Here is a 24,269-nt window from a genome sequence, read left to right as displayed (position 1 = left end):
GAGGGCATGCCGCAGCCTTCACCCTATTCACCCGAATCCCGCCGCAAACGGATCGCGGATGATGCTCGTGCGCATCTCAACCGCGGCATAGCCAAGGTCCGACCCGGCAGCCACGCCTTCGAAATCATGAAGCGGGTGGCCGTCGGCACCTATAGCGATGGGTTCATCCACGCCGGAAACCTCGCCTATCTGTCGCTGATGACGCTCTTCCCCTTCTTCATCGTCGCGGCGGCGGTGGCCAGTATCTTCGGCCGGTCTCAGGATGGTCTGGCGGCGGTCGGCGCTTTCCTTGAAACCGTGCCGCCCGGCGTCGCCAGCGTGGTGAAACAACCGATCATCGACGTGCTCACTGCCCGCACCGGACCGCTGCTGTGGCTTGGCGGCCTTGTCGGCCTGTGGACGGTTGGCAGCCTCATCGAGACCATCCGCGACATTCTCCGACGCGCTTACGGCACCAAAAGCACGCGGCCTTTCTGGCATTATCGCCTGACCGCCATCGGCATCACGCTGGTCAGCGTATTCGCCGTGATGTTCGCCTTTTCCCTTCAGGTCGTCATAACCGGCATCGACCAGTTCCTGCACCAGCTGCTGCCCTTCGCCGACCAAGCGATGCAGATCGTCACCCTGACGCGCGCCCTGCCGATGCTGATCCTGTGCGTCGCCCTTTATTATCTCTATTTCTCGCTGACACCCAGCGCCTACAAGGACAAACGCTTTCCCAAATGGCCCGGCGCGGTCGCCACGGCGCTGTGGTGGTATGGCGTCACCATGCTGCTGCCACCCACGCTCTCGCTGCTTGGCGGCTATGACCGGACCTATGGCAGCTTGGCTGGCGTGATGATCACGCTCATTTTTTTCTTCCTCGTCGGGCTCGGCGTGGTAATTGGCGCGGAACTCAATGCGGCGCTTGCCGAATTTCCCGAAGAGGAAATCGAGCGTGGCAGGGAGGATAGTAAAGGGAACGGGACGATAGAATGACGGGCTTGATGGCGGGAAAACGGGGTCTCATCATGGGCCTGGCGAATGACAAGTCGCTCGCATGGGGCATTTCCAAGGCATTGCGCGCACAAGGGGCGGAGCTGGCCTTTTCCTATCAGGGTGAGGCGCTGGCCAAGCGCGTGCGCCCGCTTGCCGAGGAACTGGGATCGGACTTCCTGCTCGATTGCGACGTGTCGGACATGGACAAGCTCGACGCGGCCTTCGACGAAGTGAAGGCGCGCTGGGGCAAGCTCGATTTCGTGGTCCACGCGATCGGCTTTTCGGACAAGAATGAGCTGCGCGGCAAATATGTCGACACCAGCCTCGAAAACTTTCTGATGACGATGAACATCTCGGCCTACAGCTTCGTCGCCGTCGCCAAACGCGCCCGCGCGTTGATGGCCGAGGGTGGCAGCATGCTGACCCTATCCTACTATGGCGCCGAAAAGGTCATCCCCCATTACAACGTCATGGGCGTTGCGAAGGCGGCGCTGGAAACCAGCGTCAAATATCTGGCGATGGACCTTGGCCCGGAAAATATCCGCGTCAACGCCATCTCGGCAGGCCCGATCAAGACGCTCGCCGCCAGCGGCATCGGCGACTTCCGCTACATCATGAAGTGGAATGAACTGAACAGCCCGCTTCGCCGCAACGTGACGATCGAGGATGTGGGCGGCGCCGCCCTCTACCTCCTGTCCGATCTGGCCTCCGGCGTCACCGGCGAAGTCCACCATGTCGATGCGGGCTACAATGTCATCGGCATGAAGGCCGAAGACGCCCCCGACATCGCTCTCGACAAGGGCTGATCCGGGCTAGGGACAGGATATGAGCTTCAACACCTTCGGCCGCCTATTTCGCTTCACCACCTGGGGCGAAAGCCATGGTCCAGCCATCGGCGCGATCGTCGATGGCTGCCCTCCCGGCCTGCCGATCAGCGAAGCCGACATCCAGCCCTTCTTGGACAAGCGCAAACCCGGCACGTCGAAATTCACGACCCAACGCCGCGAACCGGACGAGGTGCGCATCCTCTCCGGTGTGTTCGAAGGCAGGACGACCGGCACGCCGATCAGCCTGATGATCGAGAATACCGATCAGCGGTCGAAAGATTATTCGGACGTCGCCAAGGCGTATCGGCCGGGTCATGCCGACTATGCCTATGACGCCAAATATGGCTTTCGCGATTATCGCGGCGGTGGCCGTTCGTCGGCGCGCGAAACCGCCAGCCGTGTGGCTGCGGGAGCGGTTGCCCGCCTCGTCCTGCCGGAGGTTGATATCTTCGCTTATGTCAGTGAGATAGGCGGCGACGCGATCGACTATGCGCGCTTCGATGCCGCGGAAATCGACAATAACCCCTTCTTCTGCCCTGACCCTGAAGCCGCCAAGCGGTGGGAGCAACTGGTCGACGGCGCGCGCAAGGACGGCTCGTCCCTTGGCGCCGTGGTCGAATGCGTCGCGTCGGGCGTGCCTGTCGGCTGGGGCGCGCCCCTCTATGCCAAGCTCGACAGCGAACTCGCCGCCGCGATGATGAGCATCAACGCGGTCAAGGGCGTGGAAATCGGCGACGGTTTCGCCGCCGCTCGCCTGCGTGGCGAGGACAATGCCGATCCCATGCGGCCGGGCGAAGAGGGGCCAGCCTTTCTTGCCAATCACGCAGGCGGTATCGCCGGGGGTATCTCGACGGGCCAGCCGGTGAAGCTACGCGTCGCTTTCAAGCCGACCAGCTCGATCCTCATCCCCGTGGAAACAATTACGCGCGATGGCGAAGCTTCCGACATCATCACAAAGGGTCGTCATGACCCCTGCGTAGGGATTCGCGGCGTGCCTGTCGTCGAAGCGATGATGGCGCTGGTGCTGGCGGACCAGAAACTCCTGCATCGCGCGCAATGCGGCGGCGCATAACCGGCTGACACGAGCCGATTACCCGTTGAAAATGACGTTTGCGCGAGACGACTCAGTAAATCTGCGTTAACATCGTCAGCATCGATCGCCCGCGGGAGGGCGAGCGGCAGTGCGTAAGCCTGGGGAGCGTCATTCCTCACCGGCCTTCGGGCCAAAATTGGATTGACGGTCAAAACGTCCCCTCAAGCCGCGAAGACGGGCCAGCCATTCCATATGGCTGGCCCATTTCGTATCCGCCCCCGTCATGCCAGCGGAAGCTGGAATGTAGATTCACGTTTGAAGTGCAACATTTGATTTGAAGTGGGAGAATGCCTCGGCGGGAGTAAGGAAGTCGAGGCATTTTCTTGGGGTGTGGTTGTAGCGATCTGCGGCGTGTCGGATGATGGCGTGATCGATGGCGTCGAGGTTGGTTTTGCGGGGCAGAGTGCGCCGCAAGCGTCCGATGGCATTTTCGACGCCGCCTTTTTGCCAGGTGACCGGACATCGCAGAAGAAGGTCTGGATGCCGGTCTGCCTTGCGAGTTGATGATGTAGGGCGAACTCGGGCCCGTTGTCGAAGGCGATGGTCCGCCGCATGGGGCACGGTAGTGTGTCGAGCATGTCGGCGAGATGATTGGCGGTTCGCCTGGCCTTTCGATCCTGTGGCCTGTGGATGATGATGAAACGGGAAGCGCGTTCATGAGCGACCAGGATGGAGTGGCCATATTGGGCGAAGAGCATGAAATCGGCTTCCCAATGACCAGGGCTGTGCCGGTCATCAGCCTCAAGGGGCCGTTCGCTCAAGGGGCGGCGATGCTTGATGATGTCGATCATGCTGCCGCCGAAACGGGCATGGCGACCGCGCCTGTGCTTGGCGCGAGGGAGCAGGCGATGCCAATAATCCTTCTGCGCCGAGCGGTGGTAGATGAAGCGGTAGATTGACTCATGGCTGATGAGGGTGCGACCATGCTCGCGCGTCAGCCGGCCGACGATCTGTTCGGGGGACCATCCCATCGCAAGGCGGGTCCTCACCAGATCGCGCAGGTCCGGTTGGCGTTCCAGCTTGAAGCGGCAGTCCCAGCGCCGCCGCCGCTCGGCAAGATGTTGGGCGCGAACAGGCTCGTAGCCACCAGGCCAAACCTTTGTTCTGACGCTGTTGCGCCGCAGCTCGCGGCTGATCGTGGACGCCGCGCGCCCCAGATGCACCGCTATGGCTCTTCGAGATTTACCGCCTGCATGCAGCCGGTATATCTCGATCCGCTCCTCAAGGCTGAGCTGGCCGTAATCGTCTCCCATCGCAACACCATCCTAGCAGGTGTTGCACTTGTTCCGTGAACTTAGGGCATCTCAGACCCCTGCATCGAACGCCAGACGATGTGCCCGCCAGACCAATGTCTCCATGCTGGCCCTATCGCCCTGCGTCACCGCGCGTCATCATCGGCCTCACAAGCCAGCGGAAACCCAATCCATGACCAGCCTTCCCTTCACCCAGGTTGACGCATTCGCCGACGCGCCCTTCACCGGAAATCCGGCTGCCGTGATGCCGCTCGGCCGCTGGCTGGACGATGCGACCCTCCAGGCGATCGCGGCTGAAAACAACCTGTCGGAAACGGCCTTCACCGTTCCGACGCCCGATGATCCCGACGCCGATTATGCGCTGCGCTGGTTCACGCCCACGGTCGAGGTGAAGCTTTGCGGCCATGCCACGCTGGCCAGCGGCCATGTGCTGATGGGCGGCCGCACCGCGCTGCGCTTCCGCACCCGTGACGCGGGCGTGCTGACGGTTATGCGTGACCGGGATGGCTATGCCCTTTCGCTCCCCGCATGGCACATGGAACTGCGCGCGCTGCCCGATCTTGCGGCCGGGCTCGGCCGGGAGCCGCTTGAGGCCCATTGGCGCGACGGCGGATACAGCCTGTTCCTCTTCCCTGATGCTGCCGCCGTCCGCGCACTCCAGCCTGACTTTGCCGCATTGCGAGCGCTTGGTGACATCATGCTGATTGCCACCGCGCCCGGTGAGGACAGCGACATCGTCAGCCGCGTCTTCGTGCCTGGCGGCGGCGTGGATGAAGATCCGGCAACCGGCTCTGCCCATTGCCTGCTTACACCTTTCTGGGCGTCCCGGCTCGATAAGGTAAAGCTCAGCGCCGTCCAGGCATCCGCTCGTGGAGGCCGCCTTGGCTGCCGTCTGGAGAGCGATCGGGTCATCCTGACCGGCGCCTGCCGCACGGTGATAGAGGGCCAGTTCCTGCTCTAGGCGAGCGATATCCAGCTTTGCAGCGGCAGGGGCCGCGCCAGAGCATCGTGCGCAAAAGCGGGAACCGATTTTGCGCTTAAAAGGATGCGATAACAAAAAACTGGAGCGCGCGCCCTGCGTCCGATTAAACGCAGCGCGCTATAGACCTCAAGCCTCGTCGCCGAGCATCCCGATGATCGGGAAGATATGCCGGACCTTGCTGCGGTGAATGGAGGCGGTCACCCGGTCCTTATACTGGGTCAGGCCGATCAGGTTGCGATCCCGCGCGCTCAATCTGCCTATCGTCCAAAGCGACCGTTCCTCTTCGTCGCGCAGTTGCACGATTACGTCGGTATCGATGGACGCAGGCTTGATCCTGTCCAATATCACCCGCTCGCCCGCCCGGAACCTCGGTTCCATCGCTTCGCTGGGGATGTAGATCGCGAAATAGCGGGCCGCGTCGGCACGGCCAAATGGCGCGGGGATAAAGGCGGCCGGCTGGGTGAAGTCGCCCTCCCACATCTCCAGGTCGTTGGCCAGCGATAGGCTGTCCTCGTCTGGGAACAGTAGCGACGCGGCATAAACCGGTATGGTCCTTTCACTCGGCATCGCAAAGGGCAGGGGCCGATCTTTCACCAGATGAGTGGGCGCCGGTGAAGGGGTGGCAGTGATCCCTCTTGCCTCGCACATGGCGAATGGCTCGGGGAATGCTTCCTTGAGCTTGGATATGCTGCGCGCCGAAAGGGAATAGCCGACCGAAGGTGTCGGATAAATGCGCGTCAGCGTCGATGGGGCCAGCCCCGATCGGCGCGCCACTTCCGTCGCCGAAAGGCCGGTTTCCTCAATCAGGCAGCTGATCAACCCTCGCGCTTTCTGCTGATCCCACTCATAATCAAAAGGCATGTTCTTCTGCGCCTGTTCTTGGCACACCCGTGCAACCACCTGGAGAAACGACGATCGCAAATCTTGCGTCGCCTTTTGTTCGTTGTTGTTTCTAGAAGCGTTCACACCGCTGCCGCAAACCTGCCAAGTGCGTATTGAACAATCATACAATTTGCGCACTCGAAAATCCAGAATTTTCATGAAACCGCCCGGAAATCGGCTGTAAATCTATCAAGCATTTCGTAAATTTGCGCACATGTGTGCGTCGCCGCAAAAAGCGATTGCGAACGAATGCGATTGCGCATAGGAGATTTGCGCAAGTTGCGCACACGCACGTGAAGTGCGTCTGGCAATGTGCAGGGGGTGAAGGGGATTTCACCGCGCATATCAGATGCGGCAGGTCGGGTGGTGTCGTCCCGGCCCGGATGTCCCCTTGTGCCGTCTGGCTTTGCGGCTTTGCACGATGACTAGGGGAATAAAGAATGAGAAATAACTCGAAACTGCATCGGATGCTGCTCTTGTCAGCCTCGATGCCGGCGATGGCGCTCCTCGCCAACGCCAGTGGAGCCTCAGCCGCTCCCGCAACTGTGAACGTGCCCACCGGTGCGGGTACAAGCGCCGCGGTGAACGCCAGCATCGATGCCGCGATCACCACTCCTGCAAATCCTGACCTCACGGTAACGATCGCCTCGGGTGCGGACATCAGCGGCGGCAGCGTCGGCTATGATTTCGTCGCGGGCGGCTACGCGGCTGGCGAGGGCGATGGCGCTGTTTCACTGACCAACGATGGCCGGGTCACCGGCATCGCCTTTGGCGGCGTCGGCAGCACTGCCGCCGCGAACAGCTTCACGGCCACCAACAATGGCGAAGTCACGGGCGGCATCAGCGCAACGGACTTCGGCGGCGCGGCTTCGGTCACCAATAACGGTTCGGTGGGCAGCAGCGTGTTCGGCTCGGCCTATGGCGACGTCGCGCTCGTCAACGGTCCTGCGGGCGAAGTCGGCGGCAGCCTGATCGGCTCAGCCCTTGATACCGCGAACGTCTCCGTCACCAACGCCGGTTCCGTCGATGGCGACCTTGTCGGCACGGCAACGACCGGCTCCATCACCTTGGCCAACAGCGGCTCGGTGGGCGGCAACGCCTTGGCCTCGACCACCGATGGCGCCATCTCGATCACCAATGCCGCCGCTGGACGCATCAGCGGCGACGTCGATGCCGATTCGGACACCGGCGCGATCACCATCGCAAACAATGGCCAGGTCCTCGGCCAGACCACCGCGGCGAGCGGCAGCACGGTCTCGACCAGCACCGGTCCTACGACGACGGTCTCAGGCACCACCACGACGACCCAGTCCAGCAGCTCGAGCGCAAGCGTTGGCGGCGCCATCGACGGCACCTATGCCGGCATCAACGGCTCGCTGAATTTCGGCGTCGGTAATGACGGCAGCGTCACTCAGGCCACTGCCGGCAACAGCACCGCCACCGTCAGCGGCAGCGTCTACGGCAATGTGTCCTCCACGGCGGCTGGCTTTTCGTCGGCCAACAGCAGCACGACCGTTGACACCGACTCGCGCGACGGCGCAGGCACCGGTGCGGTAGTCAGCAGCACCACCACCTCGTCCCAGTCGGCAACGACCGGGGGCACGAGCACGGTCAATATCAGCGGCACTGTCGCTCCGGGCGATTCCGGACTTTCCGGTTCGGTAAACTCGAACGGCTTTGCTGGCAGCGCAGTCAACGTCAATGGTGGGCTAGTCGCGGGCGACATCAGTTCCACGAGCCAGGGCTTCGCCAGCGAAAGCTCCTTTGCGACAGTCCAGACCGGCAATTATGGCGCGGGTGTTCTCCAAGGCTTCACCAACACCGTGGACAACGAATCCAGCAGCGAACAGACCGGCGGCGCCGCCTCCGTGTCACTTGCTGGCAACAGCAATGTCGGCGGTTCAATAAATGTCTTTGGCGGATCGGCTCTGGCTGACATCGGCACAAACTCGTCAGTCGAAGGCAGTGTGTCCGTCAGCAGCGCGCTCTCGCCTGCCTCCACCTCGGCCTTCTCGTCTGTTCGCGTGGAAGACGCGGCAGGTGACGGCTCGCTTGTTGAAACGTCGTCCTTCACGACGGGTGCGCCCGCTGCGGCAGGCAACGCCACGCTCAACAATGCCGGGCGGATCGAAGGTGACGCCGAAGCTTTCGCAAGCTTTGGCAACGCAACCGTTAACATCACCGGCTCGGTAGGCCAATCGGTAGGCGCTTTTGCCGGTACCTCAGTGACTAGCAGCGTGACAGCTAACGCCTATACCGTCGCTGGCGGCGTTCCCGCCCTGAACACCCGCACGCAGACTGTCGCCTCGACCTCCGTCGGCGGGCAAGCATCAGTCGTCGTGAACGCTCCCTCGCGGCAGGGCGTGCCCAGCGTAGCGGGCGATGTCTTCGCCTCGGGCTTGGGTGGCGCGTCGATCACCATCGGCCAGGACAGCGTCATCGGTGATGGCGGCTTTGCAACTGGCAACCTGTCCGCCAGCAGCGTCAGCTTCGACATAAACGCAGAAGCAGTCACCACCTACGCGGCGGACGGCGTCACTCCCGTCAGCGTCGTAACGACGCTCGCTGGTCAGCCCACCGGCGGCGCGGCTTCGGTCACGAACAACGGCACCGTCCTTGGCGATGTCGATGTTGAAGGTCTGACTTCAGCTTCGCTCGTCAACACTGGCTCGCTCGGTACGCTTGGCGCAGGCAATGTCTTCAGCGTTTCCGCGCTGGAACAGGGCGGCACGGCCACCATTACTGACACCAACCCGGACGACGATGGCACCCGTACCATCGCGGCTAGCATCACGGCGGCCCCGGTCGGCGGCAACGCCGGCTTCACCAACAGCGGCATCGCCTTTGGCGATGTGGCGTTGGAAGGTGTCACCGGCGCTGTCACCAACAATGGCATCCTGACGGGCACCACGACGCTCGGTGGGTCCGCGTTCAGCGGCACGGCCACTGTCGATGCGACGATCAACACGACGGCCGTGACAGTCACGGCGGCTCCGGCTGCGCAGACCTACACGGTTGACCAAAACGGCGTGTCTCGCGGCTTCACCGTCACTGGCGCGGTATCGACGCAGGACGACGTCGCTTCTGCACTGACGTCGCTGGTCTCGGGTGCAGGCGTTCCGCTCGATCCGTCACAGGTTGATCCTGCCGCGTTCAACCTGACCGTCGGTGGCGAAGCTGCCGTCAAGACGGCTGACATCAACGCTACGATCAACCTCAACAACGGCTCGATCACGCTCGGCGACATTGACGCCCAGCGCGATGACAGCGGCGCCTACCTGACCAACACCACGGTAAACCTGAACGGCGGCGGTTTCCTGGGCGCCAGCGAACTCAAGCTCGCAGGATCGACCACTCCGGCCAACTTCACGCCGGTCGCGACCCTGCCGCAAGATGCGCAAGGGTTGTTCAGCCCGACGGCCGTCCGCGTGCTGGGCGTCAACACCGTCAACAAGACGGGCGCTGGCACCTTCGTCGTGACAGGCGCCGAATATGTCCCGGCGGACGGCTCCACGCCCGCAGCCTGGACGATGGATGTTGGCAACCTCAACGTGCAGGCTGGCGAGCTTCAGCTGGACGTTTCCGGTTCGGACGACGCGGTCTTCGGTATCAAGGGCAACATCAACAATGATGCGATCCTCGTTCTTGGCCGCCGCGCGCCCACCTTCATCCGGACGGTCGGCAACAGCATCGTCACGCCGGGTCCCGAAGCCATCAAGGGCATCGAAGTCTATCAGCAGGGCAACTACACCCAGACTGCCAACGGCACGACGGTCGTAGGCGTCAACCCCTCGCTGGTCCGCTTCAGCAGCCTTGACGTCAACAATGGCGGCGCGGCTCCAGAAGTTCTGGGGCCGATCACCGGCGGCGTCAGCATTCCCTACTTCACCACCCCGACCAATGCCGGTGTCTTCTCGACCCCGTCATCTGTGACGGTGGACGGGAACCTGAACCTGGCGGGCAAGGTCGCAGTGACCGTGTCGAAGGACAGCCTCTATTCCACGGGCGACGGCTACACGCTGTTCACCTACACCGGAACGGGCGACGTCACGGCAACTGCAACCCCTTCGCTGAGCTCGCAGTTCGTCACCTTCGGCCTGAAGCATGACACGACCGCCAAGACCGTGTCGATCCAGGCGACCCGCAACAGCTATGCAGTTGGCGCGACCAACCGCAACGCAGCTGCTGCGGCTGTGGGTCTCGACAGCGCTCTGGCTGACGTCATCGCCCGGGTGAAGACGGACGCTGCTGGCGGAAACGGCTTTGCTTCGGTTACGGAGATCGCCAACGCGCAGGACATCGCCAACATCGCGGCCGGTCTCGACTGGCGCCTGAACAGCGCACAGGCGGCGCAGGTCTTCAACGAGCTTTCCTCGGCGGAGATCTACGGTTCGCTTGCTGCGGTGGATCAGAACGCGGTGTTCAACACCACGGTCAATCGTCTGGCGGCACGTCGCGGTTATGGAGAGGCTCTGGGCACCCAGCTCTGGTTCAACCCCTCGGCTAACTTCGCCAAGACGGGCGGCACCCGCTCGGGCGCGTCGAAGATCAAGACCAACAGCTATGGCGGTGCCTTCGGTATTGACGTCGCTTATCAGGAAGACGGCGCCTTCGGCATCGGCTTCGGCTATGGTCAGCATGACGTAACCGCTCAGGGTTCGCCGGAAGAAGCGCAGGTCCGCACCTACACCATCGGTGCCTATGCGACCCAGGGCTTTGGCCCCTTCTACGGCAGCTTCCAGTTCGCCTACGGCTTCTCGAAGTTTGAAGTCGAACGCGACCTGACCCTGCTTGCCCGCACCATCGAAGGCAACTTCAAGGGTTCGCAGTGGGATGCCAGCCTGGAACTGGGCTATGACTTCGCGGCCGGTAACGGTCTCGTCGTAACGCCCTTCGGTAAGCTGGCGCTTCGTCGCTGGTCGATGAACGGCTTCACCGAAAAGGGTGGCGCAGGCATCGGTCTCAACGTCGATGACGCGTCGAAGACGGTCTTCTCGCCGGTGATCGGTGTGAAGGCAGGCGCTCTGCTGGGTGATGTCGATGGCGTGGCTTACCGTCCCTATGCCAAGGTGCAGTACAGCTTCCAGGGCAACATCGGCAGCGATCGCACCGTCCAATATGTGGGCGGCGGCAATGCCTTCAACCTGAAGGGCGTCGACCCCGATGGTCATGGCCTGATCGAACTTGGCATCGACACTTCGGTGAACAAGCGCGTCAACCTGTTCCTGTCCGGCGGCTACGGCTTCGGTGGGCACAACAGCCTGGCTCAGGTCCGCGGCGGCATCAGCTTCGGTTTCTGATCCAACCCTCCTCATGCACTGGGCGCGTCGATTTCGGCGCGCCCTTTTTTTGCTCCAGCCACCGTGCTGGCAGAACATGACATTCCAGGATTGGAACGACGGGCATGAATATGAAATGGGAACAATATGTCGCCGACATGCTGATCGAGCGGCTAAGGCAACATCATGTCGAGCTTCTGATTGGCGAACAGGAAACGATATGCTTCTTCGTCGATCCAACGTCCCCGTCCACGCGCCGCTGGACGGTCAGTGATTATGACAAGGGCGTGGTCGATGGCGCCATTCGCGAACTGCAACACCTCATCCACTCGTCCCCGCTGCTCAAACGTGCCATATTCGATCGCCTGTCGGCGTCAGGCAGCGCCGAAGGGGTGCACCGCCGACGGGTTCGAGGGTAAGCCGCGATGCCCAAAGGTACATGGCATGTGGAAACCGGAATATTGCTTGCCCGCCAATGGGGTTACGCGTTGGAAACCGACGGCGGCGGCATGTGGCAACTCGACGTGTCCGGATCGGCGCGGCGCTATCTCGGCATGCGCGTGACGGTCGAGGGCAGGCGGTCAGGCTTCGACATGCTCGACGTGCATCGCATTTGGCCGGTCGATCGGCCCACAAAAGGCCCGTTGCGCCGCTGGCCAACGCTCTTTCGACGCCTTGGCCTTAGCTAACGCCTCGACCTCCGACGCGCGCGATCAAGAGAATTGGTCACCATGAGGGCAGGGCATGGAGTCCTCTATCTAAACCACTCACCCCGTTCGGGCTGTCCGAAAGAGTCACTTGCCTCATTCGGATGTCGAAGCCCTTCTTTTTTGAAGTGAAGCCGCTGGCTTCGCCGACCTTCGGCTGGACAGGCTCGGGGCTAACGGTGGAGCGAGGCAGTGCAAGGCATGAAGCTCCCGCAAGGTGACCGGGACATACATCCGGTCGATATCTATCTCAGGCAGGGAACAGCCGCATCAACCGCGCCAACCCCCGCTTAACCGCCGTCCGCTGCTCCTTTTCCGGCGAAGCCCCGATCCGAACGACCGTCAGCGCCTGACCGGGCGATATCAATATATATTGCCCACCATGTCCTACACAGCCGAACAGGCTGCGCGGGGCATCCCCCGGCATCAGCACGCTTTCCTCGCTTTCGCGGTTCAGCCAAAGATGCGCGCCATAGGCCGCATTGCGCCCTGAAGGTGTGCGCATGAAATCGACCCATTTTTCCGGCACGATCTGATGTCCGTTCGGCCCGCGCCCATGGTTGCGCAGCAGTTCGCCAAAGCGTGCATAATCGCGCGCCGTCATATGCAGGAAACTGCCGCCGATCATCGTGCCCGCCGCGTCATATTCCACCGTCAGGCTCTTGATCCCCGCCGGAATCTTCAGCCGTCCATCGATGAATGTCTGCATCGCCTGCCGCCGCGCATCGGGATCGGGATTGCTGGTCAGCATACGCGCCATCAGGTCGCCCAGGATCAACGTATTGCCGGTCGAATAGGAAAAGCGCGAACCCGGCACATGCGCGAGCGGTTTAGCCTCGGCAAAGGCGCTCATATCCTGCGCGCCGTCGGTGAAAAGCATCCGCACCGTGTCCGCTTCGGCCAGCGGCTCGTCATCCTCGACATGGTCCAGCCCTGACGTCATGGCGAGCAATTGCCGCAGCGTAATCTTTCCGCGCGGATCGCCCGGCTGACCCCATGCCGCGACCGGCACCGGCGAATCCAGCGCCAGCCGTCCGTCAGCGACCATCAATCCGACCAGCACCCCCGTCACGCTCTTGCCCATCGACCAGCCAAGCAGCTTGGCCTCCGGCCCGAATCCGGGTGCATAGCGTTCCGCGACGATCTCGCCCCGATGCATGACGATCAGTGCCCGTGTCTCACCGACATCATCCTCGCCGTCGAACAGCGGATCGATCGCGGCGCGCAAATCCCCTTCATTCACGCCCGCATCCGCCGACACGCGATAATCTGTCGCCGGATCGGCGGCGCGCACGGCGAGGCCCCCTGCCAGCGCCAGCAGCGACAAAATGGCAGCGCCTGCGCCAACAGCCTTTACGCTTTTCCGATCGAGCTTCATAAGTCGCGCCCTTAGCACGGCTCATCGGAAAGGGGAGCATGTCCGCACGCCCGAAATGGATTTATGCGCTCGCCGCCATCGTCGCGCTGCTCGTCCTGCTGCTGGCATGGAACTGGAGCGCCCTGCGCGCCCGCGCCGCCGTGGGCGCCGGTTTCGGCGCGCGCGTCACCTGTTCCTGCCGTTATGTAGAGCGGCGGGCAATGGACAGCTGCAAGCATGACAAGGAACCCGGCATGACCTTCGTCACCCTTTCCGACGATCCCGAATCGCGCAGCGTCGAAGCCAGCGTTCCGCTCCTGGCTTCCAGGTCCGCCCGTTATCGCAAGGGCTGGGGCTGCCTCCTCGACCCAATCGACTAATCCGCCCCCGCGTACAGCGCCTCAAAAAGCTCTGCGCCTCTGCGCGCATAAATTTCGCGCTCTTTCTTCTCCGCGTCTCCGCGCCTCCGCGTGAACCCAAAATATTGCCTCCCCAGCCGAACCCGCTACAGCCGCCAGATGCGTTCGGACATCCCCAGTCTCCTCCACGACATTTTCGGCTTTCCCGGCTTCCGCGGCGTGCAGGAACAAGTCGTCGGACGCGTCATGGCTGGCCAGCCGACCCTCGCCATCATGCCAACGGGCGCGGGCAAGTCGCTTTGCTACCAACTCCCCGCCGTCGCGCTCGATGGCTGCTGCGTCGTCATCTCGCCGCTGATCGCCCTGATGCACGACCAGTTGCGCGCGGCGCAGGCGGTCGGCATCCGCGCCGCCAGCCTGACCAGCGTCGATGCCGACTGGCGCGAAACCCAGGACCGCCTGCGGGGCGGCGACCTCGACCTGCTCTACGTCGCCCCCGAACGCGCCAGCGGCGAAGGCTTCCGCAGCCTGTTACGCTCGGCCAAGATCGCCCTATTCGCCATAGACGAAGCGCATTGCGTCTCCGAATGGGGCCATGACTTCCGCCCCGACTACCGCCTGCTGCGCCCGCTGCTGGACGAATTTCCCGCCGTCCCCCGCCTTGCCCTCACCGCTACCGCCGATCACCACACGCGCGATGATATCCTCGTCCAGCTCGGCATTCCGCGCGAAGGCTTGATCATCGCGGGCTTCGACCGTCCCAATATCCGCTACGCCGTCCACCCGCGCGACGGCCTGCCGCGCCAGCTTTCCGACCTGATCGCCGCCAGCGAAGGCCCCGGCATCGTCTACGCCCCCACGCGCGCGGCCACCGAAAAGCTTGCCGACACCCTGACCCGCACAGGCCGCCCGACCCGCGCCTATCACGCCGGGCTAGACCCCGCCGTCCGCGCGGCGAACCAGGCCGCCTTCATCGCCAGCGAAGACATGGTCATGGTCGCCACCATCGCCTTCGGCATGGGCATCGACAAGCCCGACGTCCGCTTCGTCGCTCACGCAGCGCTCCCCAAGTCGATCGAGGGCTATTATCAGGAATCCGGCCGCGCAGGCCGTGACGGCGAACCTGCCGAGGCGCACCTGTTCTGGGGCGCCGACGACTTCGCCCGCGCCCGCCAGCGCATCGCGGAACTCGACCCCGCCCGCCAGCAGGGGGAACGCACCCGCATCACCGCACTTGGCGGGCTGGTCGAGACAGGCACCTGTCGCCGTGCCATATTGCTTCGCCATTTCGGCGAGCACCCGCCTGCCAGCTGCGGCAATTGCGACAATTGCCTCAATCCCCCGCCCAGCATCGATGCGACCGAAACCGCGCGCAAATATCTCTCCGCCGTCTATCGCACCGGTCAGAGCTTCGGCACCGGCCATATCGAGCAAGTCCTGACCGGCGCCGTCACCGACCGCATCCGCGAGCGCGGCCATGACAAGATTTCCGTCTACGGCATCGTGTCAGGAGAAGAGACAGCGCTGCTCCGCCCAGTCTCCCGCGCCCTTCTCGTAAAAGATGCTTTGCAAACTAACGAACATGGAGGCCTCGAACTAGGCCCCAGCGCCCGCCCGATCCTGCGCGGCGAGGAAGAGGTCAGCCTGATCCTCCCCCCACGCCGCGAACGCCGCCGCCGCAGCGCCCGCAACGGCAATCCGGAAAACCCCATCGGCGACCCGCTGTTCGACGCCTTGCGCGCCTGCCGCCGCGAACTCGCTCAGGAGCAAGGCGTGCCGCCCTATGTGATCTTCCACGATTCCACCCTGCGCGAAATGGCCGAACAGCGCCCGTCGAGCCTAGCCGAACTCGGCCACATCAGCGGCATCGGCCAGCGCAAGCTCGACGCCTATGGCGACGCCTTCCTCGCCGCGATCCGCCCCTTCCTCTAATATGGCTGGCAAGGGCTACCCATAAACGCTGCAAACCCCCTTGAATCCCGCCCCCCACAAGCGCATGGCTCGCGGCAGAAGGAGTCCCGCCCCATGTTCCGTCAGATCACCCCCAACCTCTACGTCTCCCCCCAGATCAGCGTGGATCAGGTCGAGGAAGCCAAGGCCTTGGGCGTGACCGTCATCATCAACAACCGCCCCGATGATGAGGAACCGGGCCAGACCAACGGCGCGGAAATCGAAGCCGCCGCAAAGGCCGCAGGCCTCGCCTACGCCGCCGTCCCCGTCGCCCACGGCGGCTTCGCCCCCTGGCAGTTGGACGGGATGGCCGAGGCACTGGGCCAAGCAGGCGAAGGCAAGGTCCTGGCCTATTGCCGCTCCGGCACCCGCAGCACGCTCCTTTGGGCACTGACCCGCGCCCGCGCTGGCGATCACCCCGCCGCCTTGAGCGAAAAGGCGGAAGCGGCAGGCTATGACCTCACCCCGATCCGCCAGATCATGGACGCGCTCTCCGCGGGCTGATCTTGTCCACCACAGTCGATCAATTTGACGCCATCGTCCTCGGCGCTGGCGGAGCGGGCCTCATGTGCGCGGCGGCGGCCGGGCAGCGCGGCAAGCGCATCCTCGTCCTCGACCATGCCGATCAGCCGGGGAAAAAAATCCTGATCTCGGGTGGCGGCCGCTGCAATTTCACCAACATCGACACCGCGCCGGATCGCTACCTCTCGGCCAATCCCCATTTCGCCAAGTCCGCGCTGGGCCGCTATACGGCGACGGATTTTGTCGCGCTGGTCGATCGCCACGGCATCGCCTGGCATGAAAAGACGCTGGGCCAACTCTTCTGCGACCAGTCCGCGCGCCAGATCGTGGCGATGCTGCTTGCCGAATGTGAGGCAGGCGGCGTCACCATCCGCCTCGGCCATGCTCTCGACCCCATCACCCATGCCGATGGCCGGTTTAGCGTACCCCATGGCGGCAAGACCGCGCAGGCACCCGCGCTGGTGATCGCAACCGGCGGTCCCTCCATCCCCAAATTGGGCGCAACCGGCTTTGCTTATGATCTAGCCCGGCAGTTCGGCCTGAAGGTCGTCGAGCCGCGCCCCGCGCTCGTCCCGCTCACCCTCGGCGGCGAGGACATGCTGTTCCGCGAACTTTCCGGCGTTTCGGCGCCCGTGATCGCCCGCCATGGCAAGACGGCCTTCCGCGAAGCCGCGCTCCTCACCCATCGTGGCTTGTCCGGTCCGGCGATCCTGCAAATCTCCTCCTATTGGCGTCATGGCAGCGAAGTCACGATCGACTTCCTGCCCGACATGCCCGCCAACTGGCTGACGGAAGCCAAGCGCGGCAAGCCACGCGCCTCGCTCGTCACCCTGCTGCGCACCGATCTGCCAGCCCGCCTTGCAGATGCCCTTGCCGATCGCCTCGCGCTGCCGGGCGACCTTGGCAACATAGCCGACCGCAAGCTGGAAGATGCGCAGCGCCGTCTTGCCGCCTGGTCCTTCATCCCCAACGGCACCGAAGGCTTTGCCAAGGCCGAAGTCACCGTCGGCGGCATCTCGACCGCCGAACTCTCCTCCCGCACGATGGAGGCGCGCCGCATGCCCGGCCTTTATGCCATCGGCGAAGCGGTCGATGTCACCGGCTGGCTAGGCGGCTATAATTTTCAATGGGCATGGGCCAGCGGCTGGGCGGCAGGACAGGCGATCGGCGAAGCCTGACCGCCCGCGCCTCATCAATAATTCCACTGCACCTGCGTACGGATCAAATCACCCGACGCCCGGCCCGTGCGGCGCTCATCCGCCTCGGCTCGCTTCATGCGGGCATAGGCAAAGGTGAACTCCAGTGCCTTCCACGGCTGCCATTCGATGCCCAGCTCGAACTCGTCGGTTTCCAGCCGAGGCGCGTTGGTCCCGGCCTTCCATCCGCCACGATAATGCTGCCACCGTCCGTAAGGCATCAACACGCCGACCGTATCGGTGGGAACGCGATACATCATCTGGACATAGCCGCCGTTCAGCTTCTTCGTCTCGATCGACTGGCTGATCCGATCGAATTCAGGACCCTTGCCCCAATTCCATTCGGCCTGAATGCCGAAGGGCTGGGGATAAAGCATCGCATGGATGCCGACACGATCATCATCATAGGCAATGGCGCTGACGCCGCCGCTGCGCACTTCGGGCTGCACATCGTTCATCATCGCCGACCCGCCGATTTCGAAAACCTGATCTTCGAACATGCCGCCCAGCCCATCAAGCTCGAACGGCCAGGTGGCAAAGGCGACCTTCATCAGCCCGCGATTCTGCTCTGTCCGGTTCGTCCCCTGACCATTGAAGACGCCCAGCCCGAACGCGCCATAATTGCCGAACAGCTTCTGGCCGTCATGCCCCAGCCGGTCCCAGATTTTCTGCACCGAAGGCGGCGTATAATAGCCGACGATCCCCAGGTCGCGCTCGCTCGGCACCGCGCTGTTGATCGCGTCGCTCCGGTCCAGCGTCAGGCGATTGGAGGAGGATTGCATATTCTCCCAACCATAGGGCACCTTGGACTGGCCAAATCGCAGGCGAAAGCTCTTGGCCTTATCCAGAAAAACATCGGCATAGGCATCGCGCAATTGAACAAAGCCCTCGCGCCGCTCGCTGCCCGCCTGATTGTTCACCGCCGTAGCGAAATCCGACTGAAGATAGAGCGAGACGCGATCAGAAATATCGCCCTGAACAACCAGCCGCGCCCGGCGCAGCGAGAAGCTCCCCTTATCCGAGATCGAACTGTCATGCACCGAACGCAGGCGGGACTCGCCCGCCGGTGCCGTGTCATCCCCCGACAGGAACGCGTTGTAACGCATCTGGGTATAGCCGCGCAGCGATAGCCGCTCATACCAGGCCTTCGACTTCTGCCCGGACGCGGACGCCTGCGTGACGACCGGCTGGGTTGGAGCCGCAGCCAGAACAGGGGCGGGGGCCGTCGCCGAACCCGTGGCCGGAGCAGGCGCGGCTGATGCATTCGCGCTGGCGACCTCGGCACTTCCCTTGTTGGCGGCAAGCGCATTTGTCAGCGCCTGAACCTGCGCCTTCAACTCGTCGATCTGGCGCTGCAACGCTTCATTGCTCTGCGCCTGCGCCACTTCCGGCATCAACGCCAGCAGGCTCACGGCAAGAGCCATGCTTTTCATCTTGGAACCTGTCACGAAAATTTCCCCTGTCTCGATCGACAGGCGGATTATGATTTTTCAGTGACAATTCAGTGACAAATATCTTTCGCTTACATGACAGCGAGCCACTGACGCATTTTTCTAGCCGTCATCCCAGCGAACGCTGGGATCTCGCGCCCCAAGCCGAACAACCGTGCAAGCCCGCCAGGTCAGACAAAAAAAGCGGCGCATCACTCCCGCGACACGCCGCCCGCTCATCTTACCGGCAATCCCCGCGTTCAACCTCGCGGCCCGCCAACGCGCCCGCGCCAGCACCCAGGATCAGGCCAGTCGTGCTCGGCCGGTTCCACCGTCCGCCACGGCCAATCTCCCGGCCGAGCAATCCGCCCAGCACGCCGCCGACCACCGCGCCCGTCGTCCCGGACGAACAGCCATCATCATAGGCCCGCGCCCGATAGCGGCGGGGCGCCTCACGATAATGGTCTTCGCGATATTCCCGATATTCCACCGGCCGACGATCATAGTCGCGATAGCGGTAGCCGCGATCATAATCCCGATCGTCCCGCTGATAGGTTTCGCTGCGATAATAGCTGCCGTCGTCCCCATCATAGCGTTCGCTATAGCGATAGCTGCTTTGCGCGAAGGCGGGCGAGGCTGCGACGCCTGCAATGGCCGCACTGGCAACGGAAAGGGAAATGATGAACTTGGTCAACATGACAGGCCTCCACTGATCCTTATCGGACCCATATGCTAGGCCGCTGATGAGTGTTTCCTGAACATGCCCGTCACTTGCCGTTCAGCAACAGGGCACTGGTCGCAAAGGCAATTCCGTTCAGCCTGAATGGAAACGAGACTTGCGTTCAACCGCACTCGACCGTGACATGCTCCATGCGGGGCAGCGCGCGCACCCGCTGCCGCACAGCGCCAACATCGCCGCCCGGGGCCAGGCTGATGATCGCGGCATGGGCATGCGGCCCGATCCGCCAGACATGCAGGTCATGGATGATCGCGCCCTCTGCCTCCACCAGCGCCTTGATCCGCTTCATCAACGCCGGTTCGGCGGTGTCGAGCAGGATGGCCGATGTGTCCTTCATCAACCCCCAGGCCCAACGCGCGATCACCACCGCGCCCAATATGCCCACTGCCGGGTCGAGCCACCACCAGCCCATATAGCGTCCGGCGAGCAGCGCCGCGATCGCCAGCACGGACGTCAGCGCGTCGGTCAGCACATGCACATAGGCGGCGCGCAGATTATTGTCGGCATGACCCTTTTTATGGTCATGTCCATGATCGTGATCCGCTCCATGGCCTGCGGCGTGCTCATGGCCATGATCATGACCGTGGTGATCATGGCTATGGTCATGCCCCAGCAGCAGCGCGCTGATCAGGTTGATGGCTAGGCCAATGACCGCGACCAATGTCGCCTCGCCAAACTTCACCGATACCGGCTCAAAGAAGCGCAGCACCGATTCGACCAGGATGAACAGCGCCGTCACGCCCAGCAGCAGGGCGGATGCAAAGCCCGAAAGGTCGCCGACCTTCCCCGTGCCAAAGGTAAAGCGCGGGTTGCGGGCATGGCGCCGCGCATAACCATAGGCCGCCGCCGCCACGGCCAGCGCGCCCGCGTGGGTGGCCATGTGGAATCCGTCGGCCAGCAGGGCCATCGACCCGGTGATCCAGCCAAAGGCGATCTCGACCACCATCGTGACGGCGGTCAGCCAGACGACCCACATCGTCCGCCGGGCATTTTGGTCATGGCCTGCGCTCAGGTAAATATGGTCGAAATAATGGCTTTCTTCCTCATCGCCATTTGTGGGGAAGGGGGGCAGCGCCCCGCTTTGGGCCTTTGCTGCGTCATGATCGTGGCTGTGGCCGTGCATCGTCATTTCCCATACCGCCGGATCAGCTCCAGCATTTCTTCCGCCGCCGCCTGCCGCTCCTCATCGGTCAGGCCGGGGCGGGCGACATGGTCGCGCATATGCTGCTCGATCAGTTCTTCCATCAGGCTGCCGACTGCGCCGCGCACCGACGCGACCAGCTGCAACGTCTCCGAACAGCCCGCGTCCCCGCCCAGCTGCCGCTCGATCGCGCCGACCTGCCCCGCGATGCGCCGCACCCGCGCCAGCAGCTTGTCCCTGTTTTCGATCACGTGCATAGGATACCCCCCTATCCTATATGGGCATTTTCGTCAAACCCCGTTCTTTTCGCCAATTGCTTCATGAATTCGCCCTCCCTAACAGGACAGCATGGCCAAGACGTTCGACTGCGACCTAGCGATTCTGGGCGGCGGCCTTTCCGGCACCCTCATTGCACTAGCCTTCGCCCGACTCCGCCCCGACACCGACCTGCTCCTGATCGAACGCGGCTCTTCGCTGGGCGGCAACCATCTCTGGTCCTTCTTCGACGGCGATGTCCGCCCCCCCGATCGCTGGCTGGTCGATCCGCTCATCACCCACCGCTGGCCCCAAGGCCACGAGGTCCGCTTCCCCGCCTACCAGCGCCGCCTGCCCACCGCCTATAACAGCATCGCCTCCGCTCAGCTTGACGCCCACGCCAACCAATTGCTCGGCGATCGCGTCCTGCTCAACGCCGACGTCGCCCACATCACGCCGACCAGCGTCACCCTTGGCGACGGCCGCCCTATCCAGGCCCGCGCCGTCCTCGATACGCGCGGCGGCGGGGATATGGCGGCGCTGGAGTGCGGTTGGCAAAAGTTCGTCGGACAGGTCCTCCGCCTTAATCACCCCCACGGCCTGGAGCGCCCGGTGATCATGGACGCGACCGTCGCCCAGATCGACGGCTATCGCTTTATCTATCTACTCCCCTTCGATGATCACACCATATTCGTCGAGGACACCTATTACAGCGACGATCCTGCGCTCGATGCCCCGGCGCTCACCAGCCGGATTGCCGCCTACGCGGAAGATCAAGGCTGGCAGGTCGAACAGATCATCCATCAGGAAAGCGGCGTCCTTCCCGTGGTCCATGGCGGCGACTTCGATCGCTTCTGGCCCGCGGAGGATGACATTGCCCGTGCAGGCGTTCGCGCCGCACTGTTCCACCCGATGACCGGCTATTCGCTCCCCGACGCCGTAGCCACCGCCCTCTGGCTCGCCGATCAGCCGCTCGAAGATCTGGCCACCGCGACCCGCGCCCGCGCTGCGGCGCATTGGCGTGCTGGCGGCTATTACCTGCTGCTCGGTAAGATGCTCTTCCGCGCTGCCCGGCCGAACCAGCGATGGCGCGTGTTCGAGCGTTTCTATCGGCTCAATCCCCATCTGGTCGGTCGCTTCTATGCGGGCCGATCGACCTGGGCCGATCGCATCCGCATCTTGTGTGGACGCCCGCCGGTGCCCATAAGGAGCGCCATGCGCGCATTGTTGACCCCCTCCGCCTGATGAACCGCAAATCGATAGTTATCGGGGCAGGCTTTGGCGGCCTTGCTCTTGCGATCCGTCTGCAATCGGCGGGCATCGACACGACGCTGGTGGAAGCGCGGGACCGTCCAGGGGGCCGCGCCTATATGTGGGAGAAGGACGGCTTCGTCTTCGACGCAGGCCCCACCGTCATCACCGATCCCGATTGTCTTGCAGAACTCTGGCGCCTGTCCGGCCATGACATGGCGGAAGATGTCAGCCTGGTGCCCGTCACCCCCTTTTACCGGCTGAACTGGCGCGACGGCACCAATTTCGACTATTCCAACGACGAAAACAGCCTGCGGGCGCAAATCGCAAAGCTGAACCCGCAGGATGTCGCTGGGTATCAGCGTTTTCTCGACTATGCTGACGGCGTGTATGAGGAAGGCTATCGCAAGCTCGGCTCGGTGGCTTTTCTCGACTTCGCTTCCATGATCCGCGCTGCCCCAGCACTGGCGAAGCATCAGGCATGGCGCTCGGTCTATTCGATCGTCTCTTCCTATGTGAAGGACGAAAGACTGCGGCAGGCGCTGTCCTTCCACACGCTTCTGGTCGGCGGCAATCCGATGCAGACCAGCGCGATCTATGCGCTGATCCACAAGCTGGAAAAGGATGGCGGCGTCTGGTTCGCCAAGGGCGGCACGAACCGCCTCGTGCAGGGTATGGCAACGCATTTTGAGCGGCTTGGCGGTACGCTGCGCCTCGCCGACCCGGCCGTGCGTATCGAGACCCACGGCGACCGCGCGGTTGCGGTTTCGACCGCGTCGGGATGGCGGGGGGAGGCCGATGCGGTCGCCACGAACGGCGACCTCATGCACAGCTATCGGGACCTTCTCGGCCATCATCCAAGGGGGCTGAAACAGGCGGAGAGCCTCGCTAGAAAGCGCTGGTCCCCAAGCCTTTTCGTGCTTCATTTCGGTATCAAGGGCAGCTGGCCGGGCATTCCCCACCATATGATCCTGTTCGGTCCCCGCTATGAAGGGTTGCTGACCGACATCTATGATCACGGCGTGCTGCCACAGGATTTCTCGCTCTACCTGCACCACCCGACCGTCACCGATCCGTCAATGGCGCCCGATGGTCATTCGACTTTCTATGCGCTCGCTCCGGTGCCCCACATGGGCAAGTTGCCGATCGATTGGCAGCAGTTTGGCCCGGTCTATGCGGAGCGCATCCTTGACGAGATCGAACATCGCCTTATCCCCGACATCCGCTCTCGCATCATCACGCAGTTCCACTATGCGCCGCCCGATTTCCAGAGCGACCTGTCCGCGCATCTGGGCAGCGCCTTCAGCCTTGAACCCTTATTGACGCAAAGCGCCTGGTTCCGCGCCCATAACCGCGATGACGTGATCCCGAATCTCTATCTCACTGGCGCTGGTACTCATCCGGGGGCGGGCATCCCTGGCGTCGTGGGCAGTGCGAAGGCGACCGCCGCGCTGATGCTCGAAGACCTACTGTGAAGCGGCTGGCCGTCTATTGCGGATCGGCTTTGCCTGCTGATCCGGTCTATGTGGAATCCGCTCGCCAAGTTGGCCACACGCTTGCTGGGCGCGGCATTGGGGTCGTCTATGGCGGCGGACGGCTGGGTTTAATGGGCGCGGTTGCCGATGCCGCGCTCGAGGCGGGAGGCGAGGTGATCGGCGTCATTCCCGAAGCCCTGGTACGGGCGGAGGTCGCGCATCAGGGCTGCACCGAGCTTCATGTCGTCCAGACCATGCATCAGCGCAAGGCACTCTTCACCGACCTGTCTGACGGCTTCATCACGCTGCCCGGCGGCGTTGGCACCATGGACGAGTTATGGGAGGCGATCAGCTGGGCGCAACTTGGTTATCACGCCAAGCCCGTTGGCTTGCTGAATGCATCTGGCTTCTATGACCAGCTCATCGCCTTCAACCGGCATATGATCGACACCGGCTTCATCCGCCCGCAACATGCCGACATCCTGATCCATGCCGACTCGATTGAGGCGCTGCTCGACAAAATGGCAGCTTATAAGGCGCACGAGCCGATCTTTTCGATGAAGGCCGACAGGCTGTAATTCGTGCCACCCTTG

The 24,269-nt window shown here is 63.2% G+C and carries 20 protein-coding genes and 1 pseudogene; 14 read left to right on the top strand and 7 right to left on the bottom strand.

Annotated features, from left to right (window positions below; translation table 11 throughout):
- Nucleotides 1–6 precede the first annotated feature (6 nt).
- From ACZ5YV_RS10390 to aroC, 3 genes are read left to right on the top strand one after another with little or no spacing between them, the layout of a single operon-like run.
- Entirely contained in the window at nucleotides 7–978 is a 972-nt protein-coding gene (locus ACZ5YV_RS10390) for a YihY/virulence factor BrkB family protein (protein ID WP_464787546.1), read from the top strand.
- Nucleotides 975–1,784 carry an enoyl-ACP reductase FabI gene (gene fabI / locus ACZ5YV_RS10385; protein WP_464787545.1) on the top strand — a complete coding sequence of 270 codons (810 nt, stop codon included), beginning with the start codon at nucleotides 975–977 and terminating at the stop codon, nucleotides 1,782–1,784. Before ACZ5YV_RS10390 ends, fabI begins: the two co-directional genes overlap by 4 nt.
- Nucleotides 1,785–1,803: 19 nt before the next feature.
- Nucleotides 1,804–2,877: a chorismate synthase gene (gene aroC, locus ACZ5YV_RS10380; protein ID WP_464787544.1), complete on the top strand. Its 1,074-nt coding sequence runs from the start codon at nucleotides 1,804–1,806 to the stop codon at nucleotides 2,875–2,877.
- Between the two features lie 270 nt (nucleotides 2,878–3,147).
- On the opposite strand, the pseudogene ACZ5YV_RS10375 reads toward aroC, so the two are convergent.
- Nucleotides 3,148–4,151 (bottom strand): annotated as a pseudogene (locus ACZ5YV_RS10375) (IS30 family transposase).
- Between the two features lie 172 nt (nucleotides 4,152–4,323).
- Here ACZ5YV_RS10375 and ACZ5YV_RS10370 point away from each other — a divergent pair.
- Nucleotides 4,324–5,112: a PhzF family phenazine biosynthesis protein gene (locus ACZ5YV_RS10370; protein ID WP_464787543.1), complete on the top strand. Its 789-nt coding sequence runs from the start codon at nucleotides 4,324–4,326 to the stop codon at nucleotides 5,110–5,112.
- Nucleotides 5,113–5,259: 147 nt separating this feature from the next.
- Here the strand turns inward: ACZ5YV_RS10370 and ACZ5YV_RS10365 are convergent, their stop codons facing one another.
- Complete coding sequence (locus ACZ5YV_RS10365; protein ID WP_464787542.1) at nucleotides 5,260–5,994, bottom strand: hypothetical protein; 735 nt, start codon at nucleotides 5,992–5,994, stop codon at nucleotides 5,260–5,262.
- A 461-nt stretch (nucleotides 5,995–6,455) separates the two neighbouring features.
- Here ACZ5YV_RS10365 and ACZ5YV_RS10360 point away from each other — a divergent pair, with 461 nt between their 5' ends.
- The 3 genes from ACZ5YV_RS10360 (at nucleotide 6,456) to ACZ5YV_RS10350 (ending at nucleotide 11,983) form a co-directional block, all read left to right on the top strand.
- Complete coding sequence (locus tag ACZ5YV_RS10360) at nucleotides 6,456–11,315, top strand: autotransporter domain-containing protein (protein WP_464787541.1); 4,860 nt, start codon at nucleotides 6,456–6,458, stop codon at nucleotides 11,313–11,315.
- Between the two features lie 104 nt (nucleotides 11,316–11,419).
- Nucleotides 11,420–11,713 carry a hypothetical protein gene (locus ACZ5YV_RS10355; protein WP_464787540.1) on the top strand — a complete coding sequence of 98 codons (294 nt, stop codon included), beginning with the start codon at nucleotides 11,420–11,422 and terminating at the stop codon, nucleotides 11,711–11,713.
- Between the two features lie 6 nt (nucleotides 11,714–11,719).
- A complete protein-coding gene (locus ACZ5YV_RS10350) occupies nucleotides 11,720–11,983 on the top strand; it encodes a DUF5818 domain-containing protein (protein ID WP_464787539.1) in 264 nt (87 codons plus the stop codon).
- A 268-nt stretch (nucleotides 11,984–12,251) separates the two neighbouring features.
- Here the strand turns inward: ACZ5YV_RS10350 and ACZ5YV_RS10345 are convergent, their stop codons facing one another.
- Nucleotides 12,252–13,379: a serine hydrolase domain-containing protein gene (locus tag ACZ5YV_RS10345; RefSeq protein WP_464787538.1), complete on the bottom strand. Its 1,128-nt coding sequence runs from the start codon at nucleotides 13,377–13,379 to the stop codon at nucleotides 12,252–12,254.
- A gap of 38 nt (nucleotides 13,380–13,417) precedes the next feature.
- On the opposite strand from ACZ5YV_RS10345, the gene ACZ5YV_RS10340 reads away from it, so the two are divergent.
- From ACZ5YV_RS10340 to ACZ5YV_RS10325, 4 genes are all read left to right on the top strand, one after another.
- Nucleotides 13,418–13,738: a hypothetical protein gene (locus ACZ5YV_RS10340; RefSeq protein ID WP_464787537.1), complete on the top strand. Its 321-nt coding sequence runs from the start codon at nucleotides 13,418–13,420 to the stop codon at nucleotides 13,736–13,738.
- Between the two features lie 138 nt (nucleotides 13,739–13,876).
- Nucleotides 13,877–15,649 carry a DNA helicase RecQ gene (recQ, locus tag ACZ5YV_RS10335; protein WP_464787536.1) on the top strand — a complete coding sequence of 591 codons (1,773 nt, stop codon included), beginning with the start codon at nucleotides 13,877–13,879 and terminating at the stop codon, nucleotides 15,647–15,649.
- A gap of 93 nt (nucleotides 15,650–15,742) precedes the next feature.
- Nucleotides 15,743–16,171, top strand: a complete 429-nt coding sequence (locus ACZ5YV_RS10330; protein ID WP_464787535.1) for a protein tyrosine phosphatase family protein — start codon at nucleotides 15,743–15,745, stop codon at nucleotides 16,169–16,171.
- 2 nt (nucleotides 16,172–16,173) lie between these two features.
- Entirely contained in the window at nucleotides 16,174–17,367 is a 1,194-nt protein-coding gene (locus ACZ5YV_RS10325; RefSeq protein ID WP_464787534.1) for a BaiN/RdsA family NAD(P)/FAD-dependent oxidoreductase, read from the top strand.
- Between the two features lie 14 nt (nucleotides 17,368–17,381).
- Here the strand turns inward: ACZ5YV_RS10325 and ACZ5YV_RS10320 are convergent, their stop codons facing one another.
- From ACZ5YV_RS10320 to ACZ5YV_RS10305, 4 genes are all read right to left on the bottom strand, one after another.
- Nucleotides 17,382–18,809, bottom strand: coding sequence for a porin (locus ACZ5YV_RS10320; protein ID WP_464787533.1), 1,428 nt, complete (start codon nucleotides 18,807–18,809; stop codon nucleotides 17,382–17,384).
- Nucleotides 18,810–19,056: 247 nt separating this feature from the next.
- Nucleotides 19,057–19,512, bottom strand: a complete 456-nt coding sequence (locus tag ACZ5YV_RS10315; RefSeq protein ID WP_464787532.1) for a hypothetical protein — start codon at nucleotides 19,510–19,512, stop codon at nucleotides 19,057–19,059.
- A gap of 145 nt (nucleotides 19,513–19,657) precedes the next feature.
- Entirely contained in the window at nucleotides 19,658–20,683 is a 1,026-nt protein-coding gene (gene dmeF, locus ACZ5YV_RS10310; RefSeq protein ID WP_464787531.1) for a CDF family Co(II)/Ni(II) efflux transporter DmeF, read from the bottom strand.
- Nucleotides 20,680–20,952, bottom strand: coding sequence for a metal/formaldehyde-sensitive transcriptional repressor (locus tag ACZ5YV_RS10305; RefSeq protein ID WP_196224718.1), 273 nt, complete (start codon nucleotides 20,950–20,952; stop codon nucleotides 20,680–20,682). Before ACZ5YV_RS10305 ends, dmeF begins: the two co-directional genes overlap by 4 nt.
- A 91-nt stretch (nucleotides 20,953–21,043) precedes the next feature.
- On the opposite strand from ACZ5YV_RS10305, the gene crtY reads away from it, so the two are divergent.
- The 3 genes from crtY to ACZ5YV_RS10290 are packed head-to-tail and all read left to right on the top strand — an operon-like array spanning nucleotide 21,044 to nucleotide 24,254.
- Complete coding sequence (gene crtY / locus ACZ5YV_RS10300) at nucleotides 21,044–22,195, top strand: lycopene beta-cyclase CrtY (RefSeq protein WP_464787530.1); 1,152 nt, start codon at nucleotides 21,044–21,046, stop codon at nucleotides 22,193–22,195.
- The gene (locus ACZ5YV_RS10295; protein WP_464787529.1) at nucleotides 22,195–23,676 is read left to right on the top strand and encodes a phytoene desaturase; all 1,482 of its coding nucleotides are present in this window, start codon (nucleotides 22,195–22,197) and stop codon (nucleotides 23,674–23,676) included. The genes crtY and ACZ5YV_RS10295 overlap by 1 nt, the downstream gene beginning before the upstream one ends.
- Entirely contained in the window at nucleotides 23,673–24,254 is a 582-nt protein-coding gene (locus ACZ5YV_RS10290) for an LOG family protein (protein ID WP_464787528.1), read from the top strand. Before ACZ5YV_RS10295 ends, ACZ5YV_RS10290 begins: the two co-directional genes overlap by 4 nt.
- Nucleotides 24,255–24,269 lie beyond the last annotated feature (15 nt).

It is taken from the genome of Sphingobium sp. TomTYG46, assembly GCF_055396345.1.
Note: the sequence above shows the minus strand (reverse complement) of the source record. Positions and strands in the feature narration are given on the sequence as shown.

Bases quoted from the DNA above. Each gene is read 5' to 3' on its own strand.
- ACZ5YV_RS10305 (WP_196224718.1), bottom strand. From the start codon at position 20,952: ATGCACGTGATCGAAAACAGGGACAAGCTGCTGGCGCGGGTGCGGCGC.
- ACZ5YV_RS10320 (WP_464787533.1), bottom strand. From the start codon at position 18,809: ATGGCTCTTGCCGTGAGCCTGCTGGCGTTGATGCCGGAAGTGGCGCAG.
- ACZ5YV_RS10330 (WP_464787535.1), top strand. From the start codon at position 15,743: ATGTTCCGTCAGATCACCCCCAACCTCTACGTCTCCCCCCAGATCAGC.
- ACZ5YV_RS10360 (WP_464787541.1), top strand. From the start codon at position 6,456: ATGAGAAATAACTCGAAACTGCATCGGATGCTGCTCTTGTCAGCCTCG.
- ACZ5YV_RS10350 (WP_464787539.1), top strand. From the start codon at position 11,720: ATGCCCAAAGGTACATGGCATGTGGAAACCGGAATATTGCTTGCCCGC.
- ACZ5YV_RS10365 (WP_464787542.1), bottom strand. From the start codon at position 5,994: ATGCCTTTTGATTATGAGTGGGATCAGCAGAAAGCGCGAGGGTTGATC.
- fabI (WP_464787545.1), top strand. From the start codon at position 975: ATGACGGGCTTGATGGCGGGAAAACGGGGTCTCATCATGGGCCTGGCG.
- crtY (WP_464787530.1), top strand. From the start codon at position 21,044: ATGGCCAAGACGTTCGACTGCGACCTAGCGATTCTGGGCGGCGGCCTT.
- ACZ5YV_RS10370 (WP_464787543.1), top strand. From the start codon at position 4,324: ATGACCAGCCTTCCCTTCACCCAGGTTGACGCATTCGCCGACGCGCCC.
- ACZ5YV_RS10315 (WP_464787532.1), bottom strand. From the start codon at position 19,512: ATGTTGACCAAGTTCATCATTTCCCTTTCCGTTGCCAGTGCGGCCATT.
- dmeF (WP_464787531.1), bottom strand. From the start codon at position 20,683: ATGACGATGCACGGCCACAGCCACGATCATGACGCAGCAAAGGCCCAA.
- recQ (WP_464787536.1), top strand. From the start codon at position 13,877: ATGCGTTCGGACATCCCCAGTCTCCTCCACGACATTTTCGGCTTTCCC.
- ACZ5YV_RS10390 (WP_464787546.1), top strand. From the start codon at position 7: ATGCCGCAGCCTTCACCCTATTCACCCGAATCCCGCCGCAAACGGATC.
- aroC (WP_464787544.1), top strand. From the start codon at position 1,804: ATGAGCTTCAACACCTTCGGCCGCCTATTTCGCTTCACCACCTGGGGC.
- ACZ5YV_RS10355 (WP_464787540.1), top strand. From the start codon at position 11,420: ATGAATATGAAATGGGAACAATATGTCGCCGACATGCTGATCGAGCGG.
- ACZ5YV_RS10340 (WP_464787537.1), top strand. From the start codon at position 13,418: ATGTCCGCACGCCCGAAATGGATTTATGCGCTCGCCGCCATCGTCGCG.
- ACZ5YV_RS10345 (WP_464787538.1), bottom strand. From the start codon at position 13,379: ATGAAGCTCGATCGGAAAAGCGTAAAGGCTGTTGGCGCAGGCGCTGCC.
- ACZ5YV_RS10295 (WP_464787529.1), top strand. From the start codon at position 22,195: ATGAACCGCAAATCGATAGTTATCGGGGCAGGCTTTGGCGGCCTTGCT.